This is a genomic window from Mesorhizobium sp. M1E.F.Ca.ET.041.01.1.1 (genome assembly GCF_003997355.1).
GTDB lineage: Bacteria > Pseudomonadota > Alphaproteobacteria > Rhizobiales > Rhizobiaceae > Mesorhizobium.
This window is the reverse complement of the sequence record NZ_RZSL01000090.1, coordinates 1-15917: the sequence shown is the minus strand read 5'-3', so window position 1 is coordinate 15917 and position 15917 is coordinate 1. Positions and strand designations below refer to the sequence as shown.

16 protein-coding genes and 1 pseudogene are annotated in these 15917 nt (G+C 65.5%); 4 read left to right on the top strand and 13 right to left on the bottom strand.

The features are described 5' to 3' along the window. Positions 1 to 441, top strand: a 441-nt coding sequence (locus EOA38_RS10545) for a haloacid dehalogenase type II (protein WP_127299146.1), incomplete at its 5' end; no start/stop codon positions are given. Positions 442 to 613: 172 nt separating this feature from the next. Next, the gene (locus EOA38_RS10540) at positions 614 to 1435 is read left to right on the top strand and encodes a L,D-transpeptidase (protein WP_127299145.1); all 822 of its coding nucleotides are present in this window, start codon (positions 614 to 616) and stop codon (positions 1433 to 1435) included. Positions 1436 to 1477: 42 nt separating this feature from the next. On the opposite strand, the gene EOA38_RS10535 is transcribed toward EOA38_RS10540, so the two are convergent. From EOA38_RS10535 to EOA38_RS10495, 9 genes and pseudogenes are all read right to left on the bottom strand, one after another. Beyond that, a complete protein-coding gene (locus EOA38_RS10535) occupies positions 1478 to 1936 on the bottom strand; it encodes a carbon monoxide dehydrogenase subunit G (protein ID WP_127299147.1) in 459 nt (152 codons plus the stop codon). Positions 1937 to 1972: 36 nt separating this feature from the next. Then, positions 1973 to 2785, bottom strand: a pseudogene (locus EOA38_RS10530) (XdhC/CoxI family protein); the annotation flags it as partial. A gap of 11 nt (positions 2786 to 2796) precedes the next feature. Then, entirely contained in the window at positions 2797 to 4005 is a 1209-nt protein-coding gene (locus EOA38_RS10525) for a VWA domain-containing protein (protein WP_127299144.1), read from the bottom strand. Continuing rightward, on the bottom strand, positions 4002 to 4883 hold the full coding sequence (locus tag EOA38_RS10520) for a MoxR family ATPase (RefSeq protein ID WP_127221175.1): 882 nt from the start codon (positions 4881 to 4883) through the stop codon (positions 4002 to 4004). Before EOA38_RS10520 ends, EOA38_RS10525 begins: the two co-directional genes overlap by 4 nt. A gap of 27 nt (positions 4884 to 4910) precedes the next feature. After that, positions 4911 to 7331 carry an aerobic carbon-monoxide dehydrogenase large subunit gene (locus tag EOA38_RS10515; protein WP_127299143.1) on the bottom strand — a complete coding sequence of 807 codons (2421 nt, stop codon included), beginning with the start codon at positions 7329 to 7331 and terminating at the stop codon, positions 4911 to 4913. After that, positions 7328 to 7837, bottom strand: coding sequence for a (2Fe-2S)-binding protein (locus EOA38_RS10510; protein ID WP_126095015.1), 510 nt, complete (start codon positions 7835 to 7837; stop codon positions 7328 to 7330). The genes EOA38_RS10515 and EOA38_RS10510 overlap by 4 nt, the downstream gene beginning before the upstream one ends. 10 nt (positions 7838 to 7847) lie before the next feature. Beyond that, positions 7848 to 8711, bottom strand: a complete 864-nt coding sequence (locus tag EOA38_RS10505) for a xanthine dehydrogenase family protein subunit M (RefSeq protein ID WP_126095016.1) — start codon at positions 8709 to 8711, stop codon at positions 7848 to 7850. Positions 8712 to 8883: 172 nt separating this feature from the next. Beyond that, positions 8884 to 10116, bottom strand: a complete 1233-nt coding sequence (locus EOA38_RS10500; protein ID WP_127221178.1) for an MHYT domain-containing protein — start codon at positions 10114 to 10116, stop codon at positions 8884 to 8886. A 182-nt stretch (positions 10117 to 10298) separates the two neighbouring features. Then, positions 10299 to 11726: a PLP-dependent aminotransferase family protein gene (locus tag EOA38_RS10495; RefSeq protein WP_127299142.1), complete on the bottom strand. Its 1428-nt coding sequence runs from the start codon at positions 11724 to 11726 to the stop codon at positions 10299 to 10301. Between the two features lie 77 nt (positions 11727 to 11803). Between EOA38_RS10495 and EOA38_RS10490 the strand changes: the two genes are divergently transcribed. Both EOA38_RS10490 and EOA38_RS10485 read left to right on the top strand, forming a co-directional pair. After that, positions 11804 to 12427: an FMN-binding negative transcriptional regulator gene (locus EOA38_RS10490; RefSeq protein ID WP_127299141.1), complete on the top strand. Its 624-nt coding sequence runs from the start codon at positions 11804 to 11806 to the stop codon at positions 12425 to 12427. A gap of 34 nt (positions 12428 to 12461) precedes the next feature. Next, positions 12462 to 13112 (top strand): LysE family translocator, encoded by a 651-nt coding sequence (locus EOA38_RS10485; protein WP_127299140.1) that lies wholly within the window; start codon positions 12462 to 12464, stop codon positions 13110 to 13112. Positions 13113 to 13186: 74 nt separating this feature from the next. On the opposite strand, the gene EOA38_RS10480 is transcribed toward EOA38_RS10485, so the two are convergent. From EOA38_RS10480 to EOA38_RS10465, 4 genes are all read right to left on the bottom strand, one after another. Further along, positions 13187 to 13660 (bottom strand): DUF4189 domain-containing protein, encoded by a 474-nt coding sequence (locus EOA38_RS10480; RefSeq protein ID WP_127299139.1) that lies wholly within the window; start codon positions 13658 to 13660, stop codon positions 13187 to 13189. A 52-nt stretch (positions 13661 to 13712) separates the two neighbouring features. Then, positions 13713 to 14438, bottom strand: a complete 726-nt coding sequence (locus EOA38_RS10475; RefSeq protein WP_127299138.1) for a hypothetical protein — start codon at positions 14436 to 14438, stop codon at positions 13713 to 13715. Positions 14439 to 14450: 12 nt separating this feature from the next. After that, positions 14451 to 15026: an invasion associated locus B family protein gene (locus tag EOA38_RS10470; RefSeq protein ID WP_127299137.1), complete on the bottom strand. Its 576-nt coding sequence runs from the start codon at positions 15024 to 15026 to the stop codon at positions 14451 to 14453. 8 nt (positions 15027 to 15034) lie between these two features. Continuing rightward, positions 15035 to 15917, bottom strand: an 883-nt coding sequence (locus EOA38_RS10465) for a YadA-like family protein (protein WP_189434583.1), incomplete at its 5' end; no start/stop codon positions are given.

Sequence of the window (15917 nt, the reverse complement as noted above, 5' to 3'; positions counted from 1 at the left end):
CCTTCGGCCGATCCGGCGCTGAGGGCCAGGCTGCTGGAAGCGTATTGGCGGCTCGACTGCTACCCGGAAGTGCCGGCGGTGCTGAAGGCGCTCAAGGCATCGGGCGCGAAGCTTGCGATCCTCTCCAACGGCTCGCCGGAGATGCTGCAGGCGGCGGTGAAATCCGCCGCCCTCGACCAGATCCTCGACGACGTCTTCTCGGTCGATGAGATCAAGCGCTTCAAGACGGACCCGTCGGTCTACGACATGGTGGTCACGGGCTGGCGGCTCTATCCGGACGCGGTGTCGTTCCAATCCTCCAACCGCTGGGACGTCGCCGGCGCCGCCAAGTTCGGCTTCCGCACCGTCTGGATCAACCGAACCAACCAGCCGGACGAATACCGGGACTTTCCGCCGGGGCTGATCCTGCCCTCGCTCGAGGGCCTGCTGACAGACTCCTGACCTTGCTGTTGCTGCAGCGCAACAGATGTGTCGCGGTCACAGCTTCGCCTTTGTTTGTCCACCCTCAGGCCAGAATTGGAACCGCCTATCGCCGCCGACTGTTATTGGAGCTGCCGGCGGCCAGCCTGCGGATTCATGCTTTCTTGCGAATTGCGACCTAGAAAAGGCAACCATGTCAGACGCTTCCTTCCGCATCAGCCGCCGTGGCTTCCTCAATCTCACAGCCCTCGGCGCTGCTTCGGCCGCAGTTTCCGCCTGCACCACCACCGGTCCGGGCCCCGAACCCGTCCAGCCGCCACCGCCGGCCTATGTGGAGCCGCCGCTCGGCGACTACGAGACGATGTATGGGCCGATATCTGACAACGGCTTCGACCTGCCGGCCATCCCGGTAAACAAGATCGATCACAAATTCCTGCGCCAGATCGTTCCCGACCCGACCGGACAGCGGCCAGGCACGATCGTCGTCGATACGACGAACCACTTCCTCTACCTGGTGCGCGAGGGCGGCCAGGCGATCCGCTACGGCGTCGGCCTCGGCCGCGCCGGCTTCGAGTGGTCGGGCGACGCCATAGTGCAGTGGAAGCAGAAGTGGCCGAAATGGACGCCGCCGGACGAGATGGTCGCCCGCCAGCCGGAACTGACGCAGTTCAGCGCCAAGAATGGCGGCATGTCCGGCGGCTTGAAGAACCCGCTCGGCGCCCGCGCGCTCTATTTGTTCCAGGGCAGCCAGGACACGCTCTACCGCCTGCACGGCTCGCCGGAATGGTGGTCGATCGGCAAATCGGTCTCGTCGGGCTGCGTGCGCCTGATCAACCAGGACATCATCGACCTCTACGACCGTGTGCCGAACAAGAGCCCGGTCGTCGTGACGGCCGATATCGGTGAGCCTGTGTCAGACTTGCCTGAGCGCAGGGCGATCCCGATCGACAACGGCGTGCCGACCGGCTCGATCCTGCTCGGACCGGTGAAGCGGATCACCAACGAAATCTTCTGAGCCGGTCGGGAGGCAAGGCGGCGGAAGCCGCCGCCTTGCCCGTCATGCCTGGACGGGTTGCACGGCCAGGCGCTCGCCCAGATTGGTGAAGAACTGCCCCGCGAGCTTGCGGGCGGTGGAATCGATCAGGCGTCCGCCGAGCTGTGCGATCCTGCCTCCGACATCGGCCTTGACCACATAGGACAGCATCGTGACACCCGGCCCGTCTTCGGCCAGGGATACGTCGGCGTGGCCCTTGGCGAAACCGGCGATACCGCCTTTCCCTTCCCCGCTGATCGTATAGGCGCGCGGCGGGTCGAGATTGATCAATTCGACCTCGCCATCGAAGCGGGCCTTGATCGGCCCTATCTTCAGCACGACCGTCGCGGTCATATTGGTGTCCGACTGCTTTTCCAGTGCCTCGCAGCCTGGGATGCATAGCTTGAGCGTCTCGGGGTCATTAAGTGCCCGCCAGACCGTCTCGACGGGGGCCTCAATTCGCTCCTGCCCGTTCATATCCATGAAATCACGCCCTTTCCGTTGCTGATTGATGGGTGCCCCCCGCTGCCCGCGGCGGCGCTCGATGGTGATTTCGGCGAGGATCGACAGCGCGATCTCTTCCGGAGTGATACCACCGATGTCGAGCCCGGCCGGCGCCTTGACGCGATCCAGGGCCTCGGCCACGACGCCTTGCGCGGCGAGTTTCTCGCGCAGTGAAGCCATCTTGCGCCGGCTGCCGACAAAGCCGTGATATTCCGCCTCTATCGCAACAGCAGCCTTGAGCGCGGCCTCGTCGCCCTTGCCTTGCGTGGAGACGATCACGAAACGCCGGGCCCGATAGGAAGCGTCTGGCACGAAGCCATCCACTATGTTGTCCGCCTCCGGCATGGTGTCGAAATGCGAGAGCGGCGCCGCCAGGGTGACATGGTAGCCGAGCGGCCGGGCCTGCTCGACCAGCGCCTGCGCCACCGGGCTGGAGCCGATCACGACCAGCACAGGCTTCGGCAGGACGGGCTCGACGAAGATATCCATGGTGCCGCGCGACGGACACATGTTCCTGGCGAAGTTGATGCCGTCGCGATCCTCGCCCGGCTTGACGCCGAGCTCTTCCAGGAGGTTTTCCGGCTGGATCGAGACCAGGCGCGACTGGCCGTCGGCCAGGGCCTCGCGCGCGGCCTTCAGCGTCGCGCCACGCGCGCAGCCGCCGCCGATCCATCCCGCCTCGATGCGACCGTCAGGCCGGATGATCGCCTTGGCGCCGGCCTTGGCCGCCGTGACCGACACGGTGCGGACGACAGTTGCGAGGACAAACGGCTCTTCTGCCGCTTTCAGGCGGGACATCAGATCCAATACGTCGACATGGGCGGTCATCTTCGCCTCCGTCACAGTTTGACCAGATAGGATTCAAGCGCCGCCAGGCTTTTCAGCGTATGCGCCGGCGCCAGGAGATCGATATGCGGCAACGCCGCCTTGATGCCGGCGGCCTCCGGCGCATAGCCTTCCCAGCCCATCATCGGATTGAGCCAGACGATGCGGCGGCAGCGGCGGGCGAGCCCGGCCATCTCGCGCCCGAGCAGTGCCGAGTCTCCGGTCTCATAACCATCCGAGACGATCATGACGCAGGTTCGCGAATGAATGACGCGCGCCGCATGCCAGCGGTTGAAGGTGGCAAGGCTCTCACCGATCCGCGTGCCGCCACCGGCGCCCTGCGCCAGCAGCGAAAGCCTGTCGAGCGCCCGTGCCGCGTCTTTCTCCTTCATCACGTCGGAGACATGGGCAAGGCGCGTATGGAAAAGGAAGGCCTCCGCTTCGCGGAACTCGTCCAGCACGCCGTGGATGAAACGCAGGAACGTGCCGGTATACATGCTCATGGAACCGGATGCATCGAGCAGGACGACCAGCCGCAGCGGCTTTTCCTTGCGCTGGCGCCTGACGAGGCTGACCGGTGCGCCACCATGGCTGATGTTGCGGTGGATGGTTCGCCTGATATCGAGCCTGTAGCCGCGGCGGCGGGCGAGATCGCGCCGGGTAATCCGCGCGCGCATGGCGCGCGCAAGCCGTGCTGCGATCGCATGGGCCTCGGCAATTTCGGCGGGATCGGCGAGCTTGCGGAAATCGGTGCTGGCCACCCTCTCGGCGCGCGTCGCGCTCTCGGCGCGCCCCTCGCCAGAACTTTCGCGCGCTTCAGGCAGATCGCCCGAGGGAATCTGATCGAGCATGTCGCCCCTGCCATTCCGGTCGGATGCCTCTTGCGGCGATCCGATGGAAGGATTGTTGGAGTTGGCCGGCGATCCGGCGGCAGCGACGCGGGAGCGCGCGCCCTTGCGCAGCCAGAAGGCGTCGAAGATGCCATCGAACTTGTCCCAGTCGGCCTTGCGCGCCGAAAACAGATGCTTGAAAGCCGATCGCAGCAGGCCGGAGCTCTTGCCGTAGCCCGCCGCCAGCAATCTGGCGGCGTCCTGGCCCTCCTGCAGGCCGACGCTGAACGAAGCCCCGCGCAAGGTCTTCAGGAAGGCGCCGAGCCGCTGCGACACCAGGCGCGAGACATCATCCAGTTCTTCCTGTGAGAGAGGGGCGCCGCAACAGCTCATGCCACTTTCCCCAGCAGCCGGTCGGTGACGGCACGAGCCATGCGCGCGGAATCCTCGCGCGTCTTGAGCAGGCACATCAGCGTTTCGTGCACGATCTCCGGCCGGTCGTGCAAGTTTTCGACTTCGAGGCCGACAAGCGCTGCCGCCCAATCGAGCGTTTCGGCGACGCCCGGCACCTTGCGCAGGTCCTCCTTGCGGATGGCCTCGACCATGCGCGCGATCTGCAGCGAGAGCGTCGCGCCGGCGCGCGGGATGCGCGCCATGATGATGCGCGCCTCGCGCTCGACATCCGGATAGTCGAGATAGTGGTAGAGACAGCGGCGGCGCAGCGCGTCGGACAGCTCGCGCGTGCCGTTCGACGTCAAAAGCACATGCGGTATGGCCTCAGCCTTCACCGTGCCGAGTTCGGGAATCGAAACCTGCCAGTCGGAGAGCAGCTCGAGGAGAAAAGCCTCGAACTCTTCATCGGCGCGATCGATCTCGTCGATCAGCAGCACTGGAGGCGTCCGGCGGCGGATCGCCGCCAACAGCGGGCGCTCTAGGAGATAGCGTTCGGAGAAGACCTCGTCCTCGATCCTGTCCGGATCGCTGCTGCCCTTGTGCGCCTCGATGGCCAGCAGCTGCCGCTGGTAGTTCCATTCATAGAGCGCGGCCGACTGGTCGAGGCCCTCGTAGCATTGCAGGCGGATGAGTTCGGTGCCGTGGACCGAGGCAAGAGCCTTGGCGACCTCCGTCTTGCCGACGCCCGCCTCACCCTCGATCAGCAGCGGACGCTGCAGCATCCACTGGATCGCGAGCGCGCTGGCAAGCTCTGCATCGGCGATATAGCCAGCCTCGGCAAGGCGGCCGGCAACCGCGTCGCGGGAGAACGAGCCCATGGACCGACGCTCCTTCACCGTCCCTTCCTAACCCACCGCCCCCAGGTCCTTTGCGGCCTTCCAGTTGCGCCAGTAGTCGTGGGGCATCTGGATGTGCGTGGAGCCAAGGAAGGAGAAGGCGTCGTTGACGGCATTGGAGAAGCAGGGCACGCCGCCGACATTCGGGCTTTCGCCGACACCCTTGGCGCCGATCGGATGGTGCGGCGAAGGCGTCACCGTGTAGTCGGTCTCCCACTTCGGCGTCTCGACCGCGGTCGGGATGAAGAAGTCCATGAACGAGCCGGTGGTGACGTTGCCGCTCTCGTCGTAATGGATCTCCTGGCCCATCGCGATGGCGAATGCTTCCGTCAGGCCGCCATGCACCTGGCCCTCGATGATCATCGGGTTGATGCGCGTGCCGCAATCGTCGAGCGCGTAGAAGCGGCGGACCTTGTAGACGCCCGTGTCGACGTCGATGTCCATCACGCAAATGTAGGCGCCGAACGGATAGGTCATGTTGGGCGGATCGTAGTAGCTCACCGCTTCCAGCCCCGGCTCCATGCCGGGCGGCGGCGAGTTGTAGGCGATCCAGCAGATATCCTTCATGCCGAGGAATTTCTCCGGCAGGCCCTTCACGCGGAAGCCGTCGATGTCCCATTCGAGGTCGTCCTCATGGACCTCGAGCTTGTAGGCGGCAATCATCTGCGCCTTGGCCTTGATCTTGCGCGCGGCCATGGCGATCGCCGCACCCGCCACCGGCGTCGAGCGCGAGCCATAGGTGCCCAGCCCATAGGGAGAGGTGTCGGTGTTGCCTTCTTCGACCATGATGTTGTCGGCCGGGATGCCGATCTCAGTCGCGATGATCTGCGCCCACGTCGTCTCGTGGCCCTGCCCTTGCGACTTCGTGCCCATGCGCGCGATGCCGGCGCCTGTCGGATGAAGGCGGATTTCGCAGGAATCGAACATGGCGATGCCGAGGATGTCGCAGTTCTTCGACGGACCGGCGCCGACGATCTCGGTGAAGAAGGACACGCCGATGCCCATGATCTCGCGCGTTTCGCCGCGCTTGAAGGCTTCACGCTTTGCCGCCTGCTCCGAGCGCAGCTCGGCATACTGGACGCTCTCCATCGCCTTGCGCATGGCGGTGTGATAGTCGCCGGAGTCGTACTCCCAGCCGAGCGCGGAGTGGTACGGGAACTGCTCGGGCTTGACGAAATTCTTCAGCCTGAGCTCCGCGGGATCCATGCCGAGCTTCTGCGCCAGTATGTCCATGGCCCGCTCGATGCAGTAGGCGGCTTCCGTCACCCGGAACGAGCAGCGATAGGCGACGCCACCCGGCGCCTTGTTGGTGTAGATGCCGTCCACCGCAAGGTGGGCGACGGGGAAGTCGTAGGATCCGGTGACGATGTTGAAGAAGCCGGCCGGCCATTTCGACGGATCGGCGCAGGCATCGAACGCGCCGTGGTCGGCGAGCACATGGACGCGCAAGCCGGTGACCTTGCCGTCCCTGGTCGCGGCGATCTCGGTCGTCATGTGGTAGTCGCGCGCAAAGGATGTGGCGGTGAGATTCTCGATGCGGTCCTCGACCCACTTCACCGGCTTGCCGGTGACGATCGAGGCGACCGCAGCGCAGATATAGCCGGGATAGGCGCCGACCTTGTTGCCGAAGCCGCCGCCGATGTCGGGCGCGATCACGTGGATCTTCTGCTCCGGCAGCTTGGCGATCAGCGACACGACGGTGCGGATCACGTGCGGCGCCTGGAACGTGCCCCAGATGGTCAGCTCGCCCTTCACCTTGTCGAAGGAGCAGACGCACTGGCAGGTCTCCAGCGGCGACGGATGCGTGCGGTGATAGGAGATCACCTCCTTGATCGTCACCTCCGCCTTGTTGAAGGCGGCATCCGTCAGTTCCCGATCGCCGACCGTCCATTCGAAAATGTGGTTGTGATGCTTGCGCGGTCCATGCGCGCCGTCCTTCTTGTCCTTGATGTCCTCGCGCAGCAGCGGCGCATCCGGATCGAGCGCCTTGAATGGGTCGACGAGCACGGGCAGCGGCTCATATTCGACCTCGACCGCCGCGACGCCGTCGTCGGCGGCATAGCGGTCGGTGGCGACCACGAAGGCGACCTCCTGGTTCTGGAACAGCACCTTGCCGTCGGCCAGCACCATCTGCACGTCGCCGGCAAGCGTCGGCATCCAGGCGAGGTTCACCGTCTTCAGCGTCTCCGCGGTGATGACCGCCAGCACGCCCGGTACCTTGAGCGCCTTTTCCGGGTTGATCGACTTGACCCTTGCATGCGCGTGCGGCGAGCGCACGAAGTCGCCATGCAGCATACCGGGCAGCTTGACGTCGTCGACATAGTTGCCCTTGCCCTGCGTGAAGCGGATGTCCTCGACCCGCTTCCTCTTGCAGCCCATTCCTTCGAGTTTGGCCTCGCGCTCTTCGCGCGTGAGAGACATGTCGTTCATTCTGCGGCCTCCTTGAATTCGGTGCCATTCAACTTGGCGGCGGCGTATTGGATCGCCCTGACGATGTTCTGGTAACCGGTGCAGCGGCAGAGATTGCCGGCGATGCCGAAGCGGATTTCTTCCTCGGTCGGGTTCGGGTTCTCCTGCAGCAGGCGATGCGCGCGGGTGATCATGCCCGGCGTGCAGAAGCCGCATTGCAGCCCGTGCATCATGCGGAAGCCTTCCTGCAGCGCCGACAGCGTGCCGTCGGGGTTAGCCATACCCTCGATCGTGGTGATCTCGGCGCCTTCAGCCTGGACCGCGAAGACGGTGCAGCTCTTCACCGACATGCCGTTCATGTCGACCGTGCAGGCGCCGCAATGGGTCGTCTCACAGCCGATATGCGGACCGGTGAGTTGCAGGTTCTCGCGGATGAAATGGATGAGCAGCGTGCGCGGCTCGACCAATCCGTCGACCGCCTGGCCGTTCACCGTCATGCTGATCTGGATTTTCTTTGACTGAACCATCGATGCCTCCCTAGCGAGCGACGGCGGCGGCGCGCTTCAACGCCCGCTCGACCATGATGCCGCCGACATGCTTGCGGTATTCCGGCGGCCCGCGCCCGTCCCCGGCCGGGCTCATGATTGCCCTGGCCGCCTCGGCCGCCTTTTTGAGCGACGCGTCGTCGAGCGTCGCGCCGATGACGGCCTGAGCCGCGCCCTCCGCCAGCAGCGCCGTCTCGGCGAGATTGGTGAGGCCGATCGAGCAGGTCGCGACCTTGCCGCCAGCCATGGTCAGCACCACGGCAGCGGCTGCGGTCGCGTAGTCGCCGATCTTGCGCTTCAGCTTCTCGTACGCGTAGCCATGGCCGGCCGGCGGCACGGGAATCGAGACCGAGGTGAGAATCTCGCTAGGCTCCAGGGCGGTAAAATAGGCGCCTTGATAGAACTCGCTCGCCGCGACCGAGCGGCTGCCGTCAGGCCCCTGCAGCGTATAGTCCGCACCAAGCGTCAACATCAGGGCCGGCATGTCGTTGCCGGGATCCCCGTTGGCGACATTGCCGCCGACGGTGCCACGGTAGCGCACCTGCGGGTCGGCGATCAGCAGGGCGGCCTCACGCAGGATCGGGAGAGCGGATGCGATCGTCTCGGACGCCAGCAGTTCATGCTGGGTGGTCATGGCGCCGATGACGATCCGGTCGCCATCGCGTGCGATCCGTTTCAAGACATCGATGCCGGCGAGGTCGACGAGATGGTCGGGCGTTGCGAGCCTGAGCTTCATCATCGGAATGAGACTGTGACCGCCGGCCAGCGGTCGCGCTTCGTCGCCCAGTTTGACGAGCAGCTTGACGGCGTCGGCGACCGAATCCGGCCGATGATAGGTGAATGGTCCCGGGATCATGTTTCCTCCTCTTGGCCCTTACCGCTCGGGATCCTTTTGGGATCGGGATCGAACTTGGGCTGTTTTGGGGGAAGGCTGCTGCGCGGCGCTGCCGGCTTCAAGGCAGGCCGGACGAATGGGTCACGAAAGGTCGGATTTCACACGAAGCGCGGCTTTTTCCGCACGAAATGCGTCAGGCCGACTGACCTTCCTTGGGCAGCGCCGTGCCCCGGGCATTTCGCTTGAGAAGGCCCAGCCGCGCCCTGAGCTCAGCGACGCGGGCGCGGCTTACCGGCACCAGATGCGGCGCCGGGCCGTCAAGCTCGACGACCGCGCCGTCACCCTCCTTGCGGATCAGGACGACATGCGGGACTGAGATGATGTGGCTGCGGTGAACACGCATGAAGCGTGACGGGTCGAGCTGGGATTCCGCTTCCGAGATCGACCACGGGCTCATGCGCTCGCGGGTTCCGTCGTGGACGAGCGCGTAGTGGGCGTCGGCGCGAATGCTACGAATCTCTTCGGCCTCGACGAAATGCGTGCCGTCGACGCCTTCGACGGGCAAGCGCGTTACCAGCGGCAGCGGCGGTCGCCCGAGGCCATGCAGCGGCAGCGGTCGCTTTGCTGGTGAGCCCAGCGCATCGTCATCGCCCGGCTGCTCCTGGCTGGTATCCATGGCATGAGGCTCACCCAGCCATTCGGGTGAGGTCGCGGTGGCGCGTTGCTGCGATTCCGGCACCAGGAAGAGCAGGAACCCGGCGACGACAAGGAAGGAGAGCAGCGATACGATCAACGCCAGGATCTGCGGCGAAGCAGTGAGACCATCCATGCCGTCACCTGCCGAGGGCATCAATTGCATGCCATACATGGCGGTGTAGTGCATCCCCGATACGGCAAAGCCGAAGGCAACGGCGCTGAGCGCGAGCCGCATGCCTCCTTGCCGGGCAAGGAGAATCCGCAGCCCTCCATAGGCGGTGCCGACGGCGATCAGCGTCGCGACCAGTATCATCCTATTGTCGTGATGGATGTGGAACGGACCGGCAAGCCCGTGGATGCCGACATAATGCATCGAGACGATCCCGGTGCCGAGCAGCAGCGCCGAGGCGATGATGCGGCTGCCGGAGGGCTCGCCGATGGAAACGAAGAACAGCGAGACGCCGACGACAAGCGCGCAGATCAGAAATGAAACGATGGTGGGCAGAACGAGATAGACGGTGCCTTCGGGCAATGGCGCGGCCAGCACGCCAATAAAGTGCATGGTCCAGATCCCGACAGCGAGGAAGAAGGCCGCGCCGGCCAGCAAAACGCGACGGCTCGCACCAGGCGTGCCGCGCACGCGGGCTGCCAACCCGAAACCTGTGTATCCTCCCAGGATCGCGATCACCACCGAGAGCGCGACCAGATAGGGGTTGTGCCCTGCAAACATGTCGGTACCGGCTGACGAGACATCCACCTATCCGCAGCTTCTCGCTGGCGAAGTTTACAGGCAGATGCGGCATTTGCAATGTGTGCCCTGGGCTTGCTATTTTAGCAAAAGAGCCACATCGCTTAGCCCAGTCGCGTCCGATCGAAGAGATTACCGACAAGACATTCAGGGCTGCCGGCTCGTTAGCGGTGCTCGGCGAGTATGGCCGCCAGCACCGCGATGCCCCGCCGCAGCGCCTCCGTGTCGAGCCCGGCGTAACCCAGGATGAAGCCGGCCGTTCCCGGTCGCGGCCCGCTCGAGTCATAGAGCGGTGACACGGGATAGAGACCGATTCCGGCAGCGCGTGCCGCCACGATGATCTCCGGCTCGCGTTCGGCCCCGATGCCGTTCATCCAGGCAACGACATGCAGTCCGGTTTCTGCCCCTGCGACAGAAACCCTTGTCCCCAGATGATCGGTCAGCGCTTGCAGCAGGACCTGTCTGCGCTCGGTGTTTTTTCTGCGGATGCAGCGGACGTGGCGCTCATAGGCGCCGCTGGTCAACAGGTCCGCCAACGCGTCCTGTTCCAGCAGCGGAGCATGCCGGTCGGTCAGGCGCTTTGCCTCGCTGAACGCCCGGCGCAGGCTGGCGGGCACGACGAGATAGCCGAGCCTTAAAGTGGGCGAGAGCGTCTTGGACAGCGTGCCGGCATAGATGACCGAGTCAGCGTCCAGCGTCTGCAGCGGTGGGATTGGCGCGATGTCGTGGCGGTATTCGCCGTCATAATCGTCCTCGACAATGATGGCGCCTGTCGCCTTGGCCCAGGCCAGGAGGGAACGCCGCCGTGTCGCCGAAAGCACGCCGCCGAGCGGGAACTGATGCGACGGCGTCACGTAAGCCAGGCGGGCCGGCGGCAGCGCATCCGTCCTCAGCCCGTCCGCGTCGATCGCAACCGGCACGGCAATGCCGCCCGCCGCCACAAAGGCATGGCGGGCGAGTACATAGCCCGGATTCTCGATCACGAACGGATCGCCTGGATCGAGCAGCAGCCGCGCGCAAAGGTCGAGCCCTTGCTGCGAGCCGTTGACGATGATGATCCGGTCCGGCGTGCAACTGATGCCGCGGGCGCGCCAGAGATAGGCCTGAAGCGCGTTGCGCAGAGCGGAAGACCCCTGAGGGTCGCCATAGCGCAGCCGCGCGGCGCGCCGCAGAATGGCCTTGGTCGAGGCCCGACGCCAGGCCAGCACCGGGAAGTCCGCTCCGGACAGGTCGCCATAGCGGAAATCGGCGACCTTGGCCGGCTGCTGTTCCACCGGCGGCGGCAGGGCCAGCAGTCGGCGTGCGAATGCCGAGAGACTGAGGGGCTGAGCAGCCGTGATGGGCGCCTCCCCTGACGCCCTCTCCAGCCCTGGAGCAACGATCGCGCGTGCCCCTTGCCGGATGATCAGATAGCCTTCCGCGTCGAGCTGGTTATAGGCGGCCGTCACCGTGGTGCGCGACGCGCCCCATTCGGCGGCGAAGGCCCGCGTAGACGGCAGCCGGTCGCCGGGCCGGTAGGCGCCGCTGTGGATCTGCGCCTTGATCGCCGCGATGATCCGGCGCGCGACGCCGTCCTGTTGCAACTGGACCACCAAGAACCTTCAAAACTGGATATTCCAGGCAAGCCAGCTTTCCGGCATCTTCACTTGCAACGCAAGGAGTTTTCGCCATGTACATCCCGCCCGCCTTCCGCGATGACGACAAGGAGAGCCTCAGGGCAACGATCCGCGCGGCGCGGCTGGCGACGCTGGTCACCGCGACGGCGGAAGGGCCGCTGGCGACGCCATTGCCGCTTTTCATCGACGAGGACGAGGGCGAGCAAGGCGTGATCTATGGCCATGTCGCGAAGGCAAATCCGCAGTGGCGCGCGCCAGTGCTGGGTGATGGCCTGGCGATCTTCATGGGGCCTGACGCCTATGTGACGCCGGCTTGGTACCAGACGAAGCAGGAAACCGGAAAGGTCGTGCCGACCTGGAACTATGTCGCCGTCCATGCCCATGGGCCGATCGAATTCTTCGACGATGCCGACCGGCTGCTCGAGGTCGTCACGCGCCTGACCAATCTCCACGAAGGCGGGCGCGCCTCGCCCTGGGCCGTATCGGACGCGCCGGCGGATTTCATCCAGGCGCAATTGCGCGGCATTGTCGGTCTGCGCATGCCGATCGCCAAGCTCGAAGGCAAACGCAAGATGAGCCAGAACCGCAACCCGGCCGATCGCGCCGGTGTCGTGTCCGGTCTATCATCGAGCGACCGGCCTGCGGACCGCGAGGTCGCCCCGCTCATCCCGTCGTGAGACATAGTCCCGTTCGCTTCAAGCCGAGTTCATCATGCCGGATCTGACCCAGTTCGCCTTGTACTTCGCCGCAGCGTTCCTGCTCGCCATCACGCCCGGACCGGGCATCTTCTACGTTGCCGCGCGCACGCTCGCCGGCGGACGAGCGGAAGGCATCGCCTCGAGCTTCGGGACGGGCCTGGGCGGCATGGTTCACGTGCTTGCCGGCAGCCTTGGCGTTTCCGCCCTCGTGCTCGCAAGCGCGGAGTTGTTTACGGCGCTGAAACTGATCGGCGCGATCTACCTCGTCTGGCTCGGCTTGCGCACCTTCCAGTCCGCCCGCCGCGAGGCAAAGACGATGCTGGAGGATGGCAAGGCAGCGCCCGCTGTCGGCGCGGGCAGAGCGTTTCGCGAAGGGGTACTGGTCGAGGCGTTGAATCCGAAGACGGCCGCCTTCTTCCTGGCCTTCATTCCACAATTCGTGAACCTCGGCGCCGGCCACGTCGCCCTGCAGTTCATGGCCATCGGCTTCGTGTCGGTGACGCTCAACACGCTGGCCGATGTCGTGGTGGCTTTCGCGGCGAGCCGCATCCGGGAAGGCGCGGCCGGGCGTTCGGGCGTGATACGCCGCCTGCGGGAGGCCTCGGGAGGCGCGATGATCGCGCTCGGCATCGGCCTCGCCATAGCCAAGCGCCCTGCCCTCTGATCGTTGCCCGAGCTGGCGAGCATTCCAGGCACGAATGCGCGGCCGGCGGACAAGCCGATCGAGCCTTATCCCCGTCAGGTGCAGACCCACTCGCGGATCTTGCACTCCTTCTCGTCGCCTCCGCACTGCGCGGTCGCCTTGTCCTCTGCTTCACGACGGCTCGTGGCTGAGGCAGCGCCCCAGAATGGGGTTGACGTGCCGCGGCTCTTGCCGACCGACAAAGCCGCACAGTGCTCGTAGGGAAAGCCGGTGCCGTCGTCATCGTCCCAATGGCGATGGTTGCGGAACACCTCGACCACCCTGCAGCCGGCGCCGTCGGCATTCTCGCAATGCTTGAGCGCGATGTCCTCCGCTTCCTGTCGCTTGTCGGCGCCCCAGAAGAAGCCGTGACGGCCGTCACCCGGCGAATAGGCGATCGCGCCCCAGATGCCCTTTTCCTCGCCCGTCTGCGCCGGCGGCGGCGCCACCAGGTCGGCGGCGCGGCTCGCAATCGTAAGCCCGGCGAGCGCCGCTAGCAGCAGGAATGAGAGGCGACGGTTGATCAGCATTTTTCGTAGCTCCCAATTGCAACTATTCAGAATCGATGGCCGTGTCTGGCCGCTACCCGCCCATGCGCGCGACCGAGACGACGATGCAGGTGTTGCCGGTGGGGACCAGCAGAGCCTGACCGCCATTGTTGGCCAGGTTGAAAAGCATCGTGTTCGAAAGATTGTCCGTCGCAACGCTGCCCTTCGGCAGGGTCTGCGCGACTTCCTGGCAAGACTTCTGGAAAGGTGCCACGCGCACGAAGCCGCCCTCGCAGGTCTGGCCGATGGGCGAGGCAAAGACGACGCCGGCGGCCTGCGTCTTGTAGTCCGGCAGGTCGTAGCTCATCCCGGCAACCGCCTGTACGGCGTGGGTATCGGGCGAGGTGTTGTCCCATTGCGTCTGGACCGCATAGGTCGAACCGGCGGTCAGAGCCTGTCCGAGGGTAGCGAAGAGGTTGGCGCAGGTGCGGACGCCTGCCTGGGTCACATGCGCCTGAAAGGGATTCTTGTTCGCAGAAGCATCCGCCGGTGCGGGCTTGGTCTCTGCGGGCTTGCTCTGGGCGGGCGCTTGCGATTGCGCCGAGGCCGTTCCTGCGAGGAATGTGCCTAGCGCGGGGTAAAACCGAAGCGACGATATAGCCGCCGCCGCGACAAGGACGGCGAACGCGCCGAGCAGCGCGGCGTTTCGCAAGAACCGCCAGGCCGACGAGCGCTTCGGCGACGGGCTGGCCGGCGGCTTCGGTAGCGGAACGGGCTGGGAGCGCGTCAGGATTCTGTCCTCGATGGATTGGCGGGTCATTCAAACGTCTTTCTATTTGATGGTCGACAGCGCGGTCTTCAGTCCCTTGAAAGGGGCGTCGAGGCTGACCGCCGCCCCCGACGGCAGGGAATAGGAAACCTGGACGGTGGTCTCCTTGTCGATCTCTCCGCGAAGCACGGGACCCACCGGGAGATAACCGACGCAGACCGACGCGTCGCAGGCCTGCAGTTGAACGTCCACCGGCTGCTTGCGGCCGGCAAACTTCAGCGAAAGCTCGCTGCCCGCGCCTGTCGCGCTCGGGGTTCGCAATATCATGAAGGGCTTGCCCTTCTCGTCAGCCGCGAGCGACCAGCTGAAGACCAGCGCCTGGCTCTGGTCGATGAAGGACTGGCTGATGTTGCACACTTTCTTCCTGGCCTGCAGGTTCTCGTCGCAGATCAGCGTCCAGTTTTCGAACGGACGCGTGGTCCGTTGATATTGGCCGAGCTTGACGCCCGCAGGCACCGCGACTTCCGAAGGCTTTATCCGATAGGCGATCTGGACCGCCTCCTGTCCGACCGCGCGTGGGCCGGACAGGAGCAGGCAAGTCATGCATAGTGCGACGGCAGAGACTGCTTGCCTGGTCATGAACGGATTCAGTTGATGGTGAAGCTGACGCCCGCGCCGACACCCCAGTGGCCGCCCGCCGTCGTGCCGGACACATTGGCTCGAGCGCGCCCGTCCTCGCTGGTGTAGCCGGCGCCGAAGGCGACGGCTCCCTCGCCGCGCCAGTAGCCGCCACCCGCCGCCACGCTCAGCTTGCCCGGACGGTCGTCATAGCGCAGCGAAGCGGCCGCCAGGCCGATCGCGGCCGCCTGGCGCGCTTCGCCGCGGGCCTCGCCCATGTCCATGTTGAGCTGGCTGAGCTTGGAGTCGGTATAGGCATTGGCCTGTTGGAGCGTGGTGGCCGCCACCTGGTTGGTATAGGTCTTGGAGTCCGTCAGGTTGAGCGCCAGCTGGTCGGTGAGCTGCTTGACATTGACCGCATCGGTGTCGGCGGTGCCGGCGCCGACATTGTGGATGACGACGGGCGCATTCACGTCGCCGCCGACGAGCGTCACCGAGTTGGACTTGGTGCCGTCCCCGTTCTTGTCATACTGGATCGCGTACTCGTTCAGATTGCCGACGCTTCCCTGCACAGCTTCGACGGCCTGATTGGTCGCGTAAAGCTGGCTGCCGTTGATGGCGTCCGTCGAGGTGTCGCTGATGCGGCCCGCGGCCACGTTGGTGACGGTGCGCTCCTTGCCGACGTCGCCGACGCTCACCGTGCTGGTCGGCGTGGTGCCGGCGAAGGTGTAGGCGACGCCGTTGATCGTGGTGCCGGTGGTGGCGACCGCGGCCGCCGTCGTCGAGCCCGCGCCGAGCGCGACGCTGCCCGGCTCGTTGGCGGTGGCGCCGGCGCCGAGGGCTACGGCCTGGGCGCCGTTGGTGGTCGCATTGGTGCCGAGCGCGACGCTGTCGGCCTGGTTGACGGTGGAG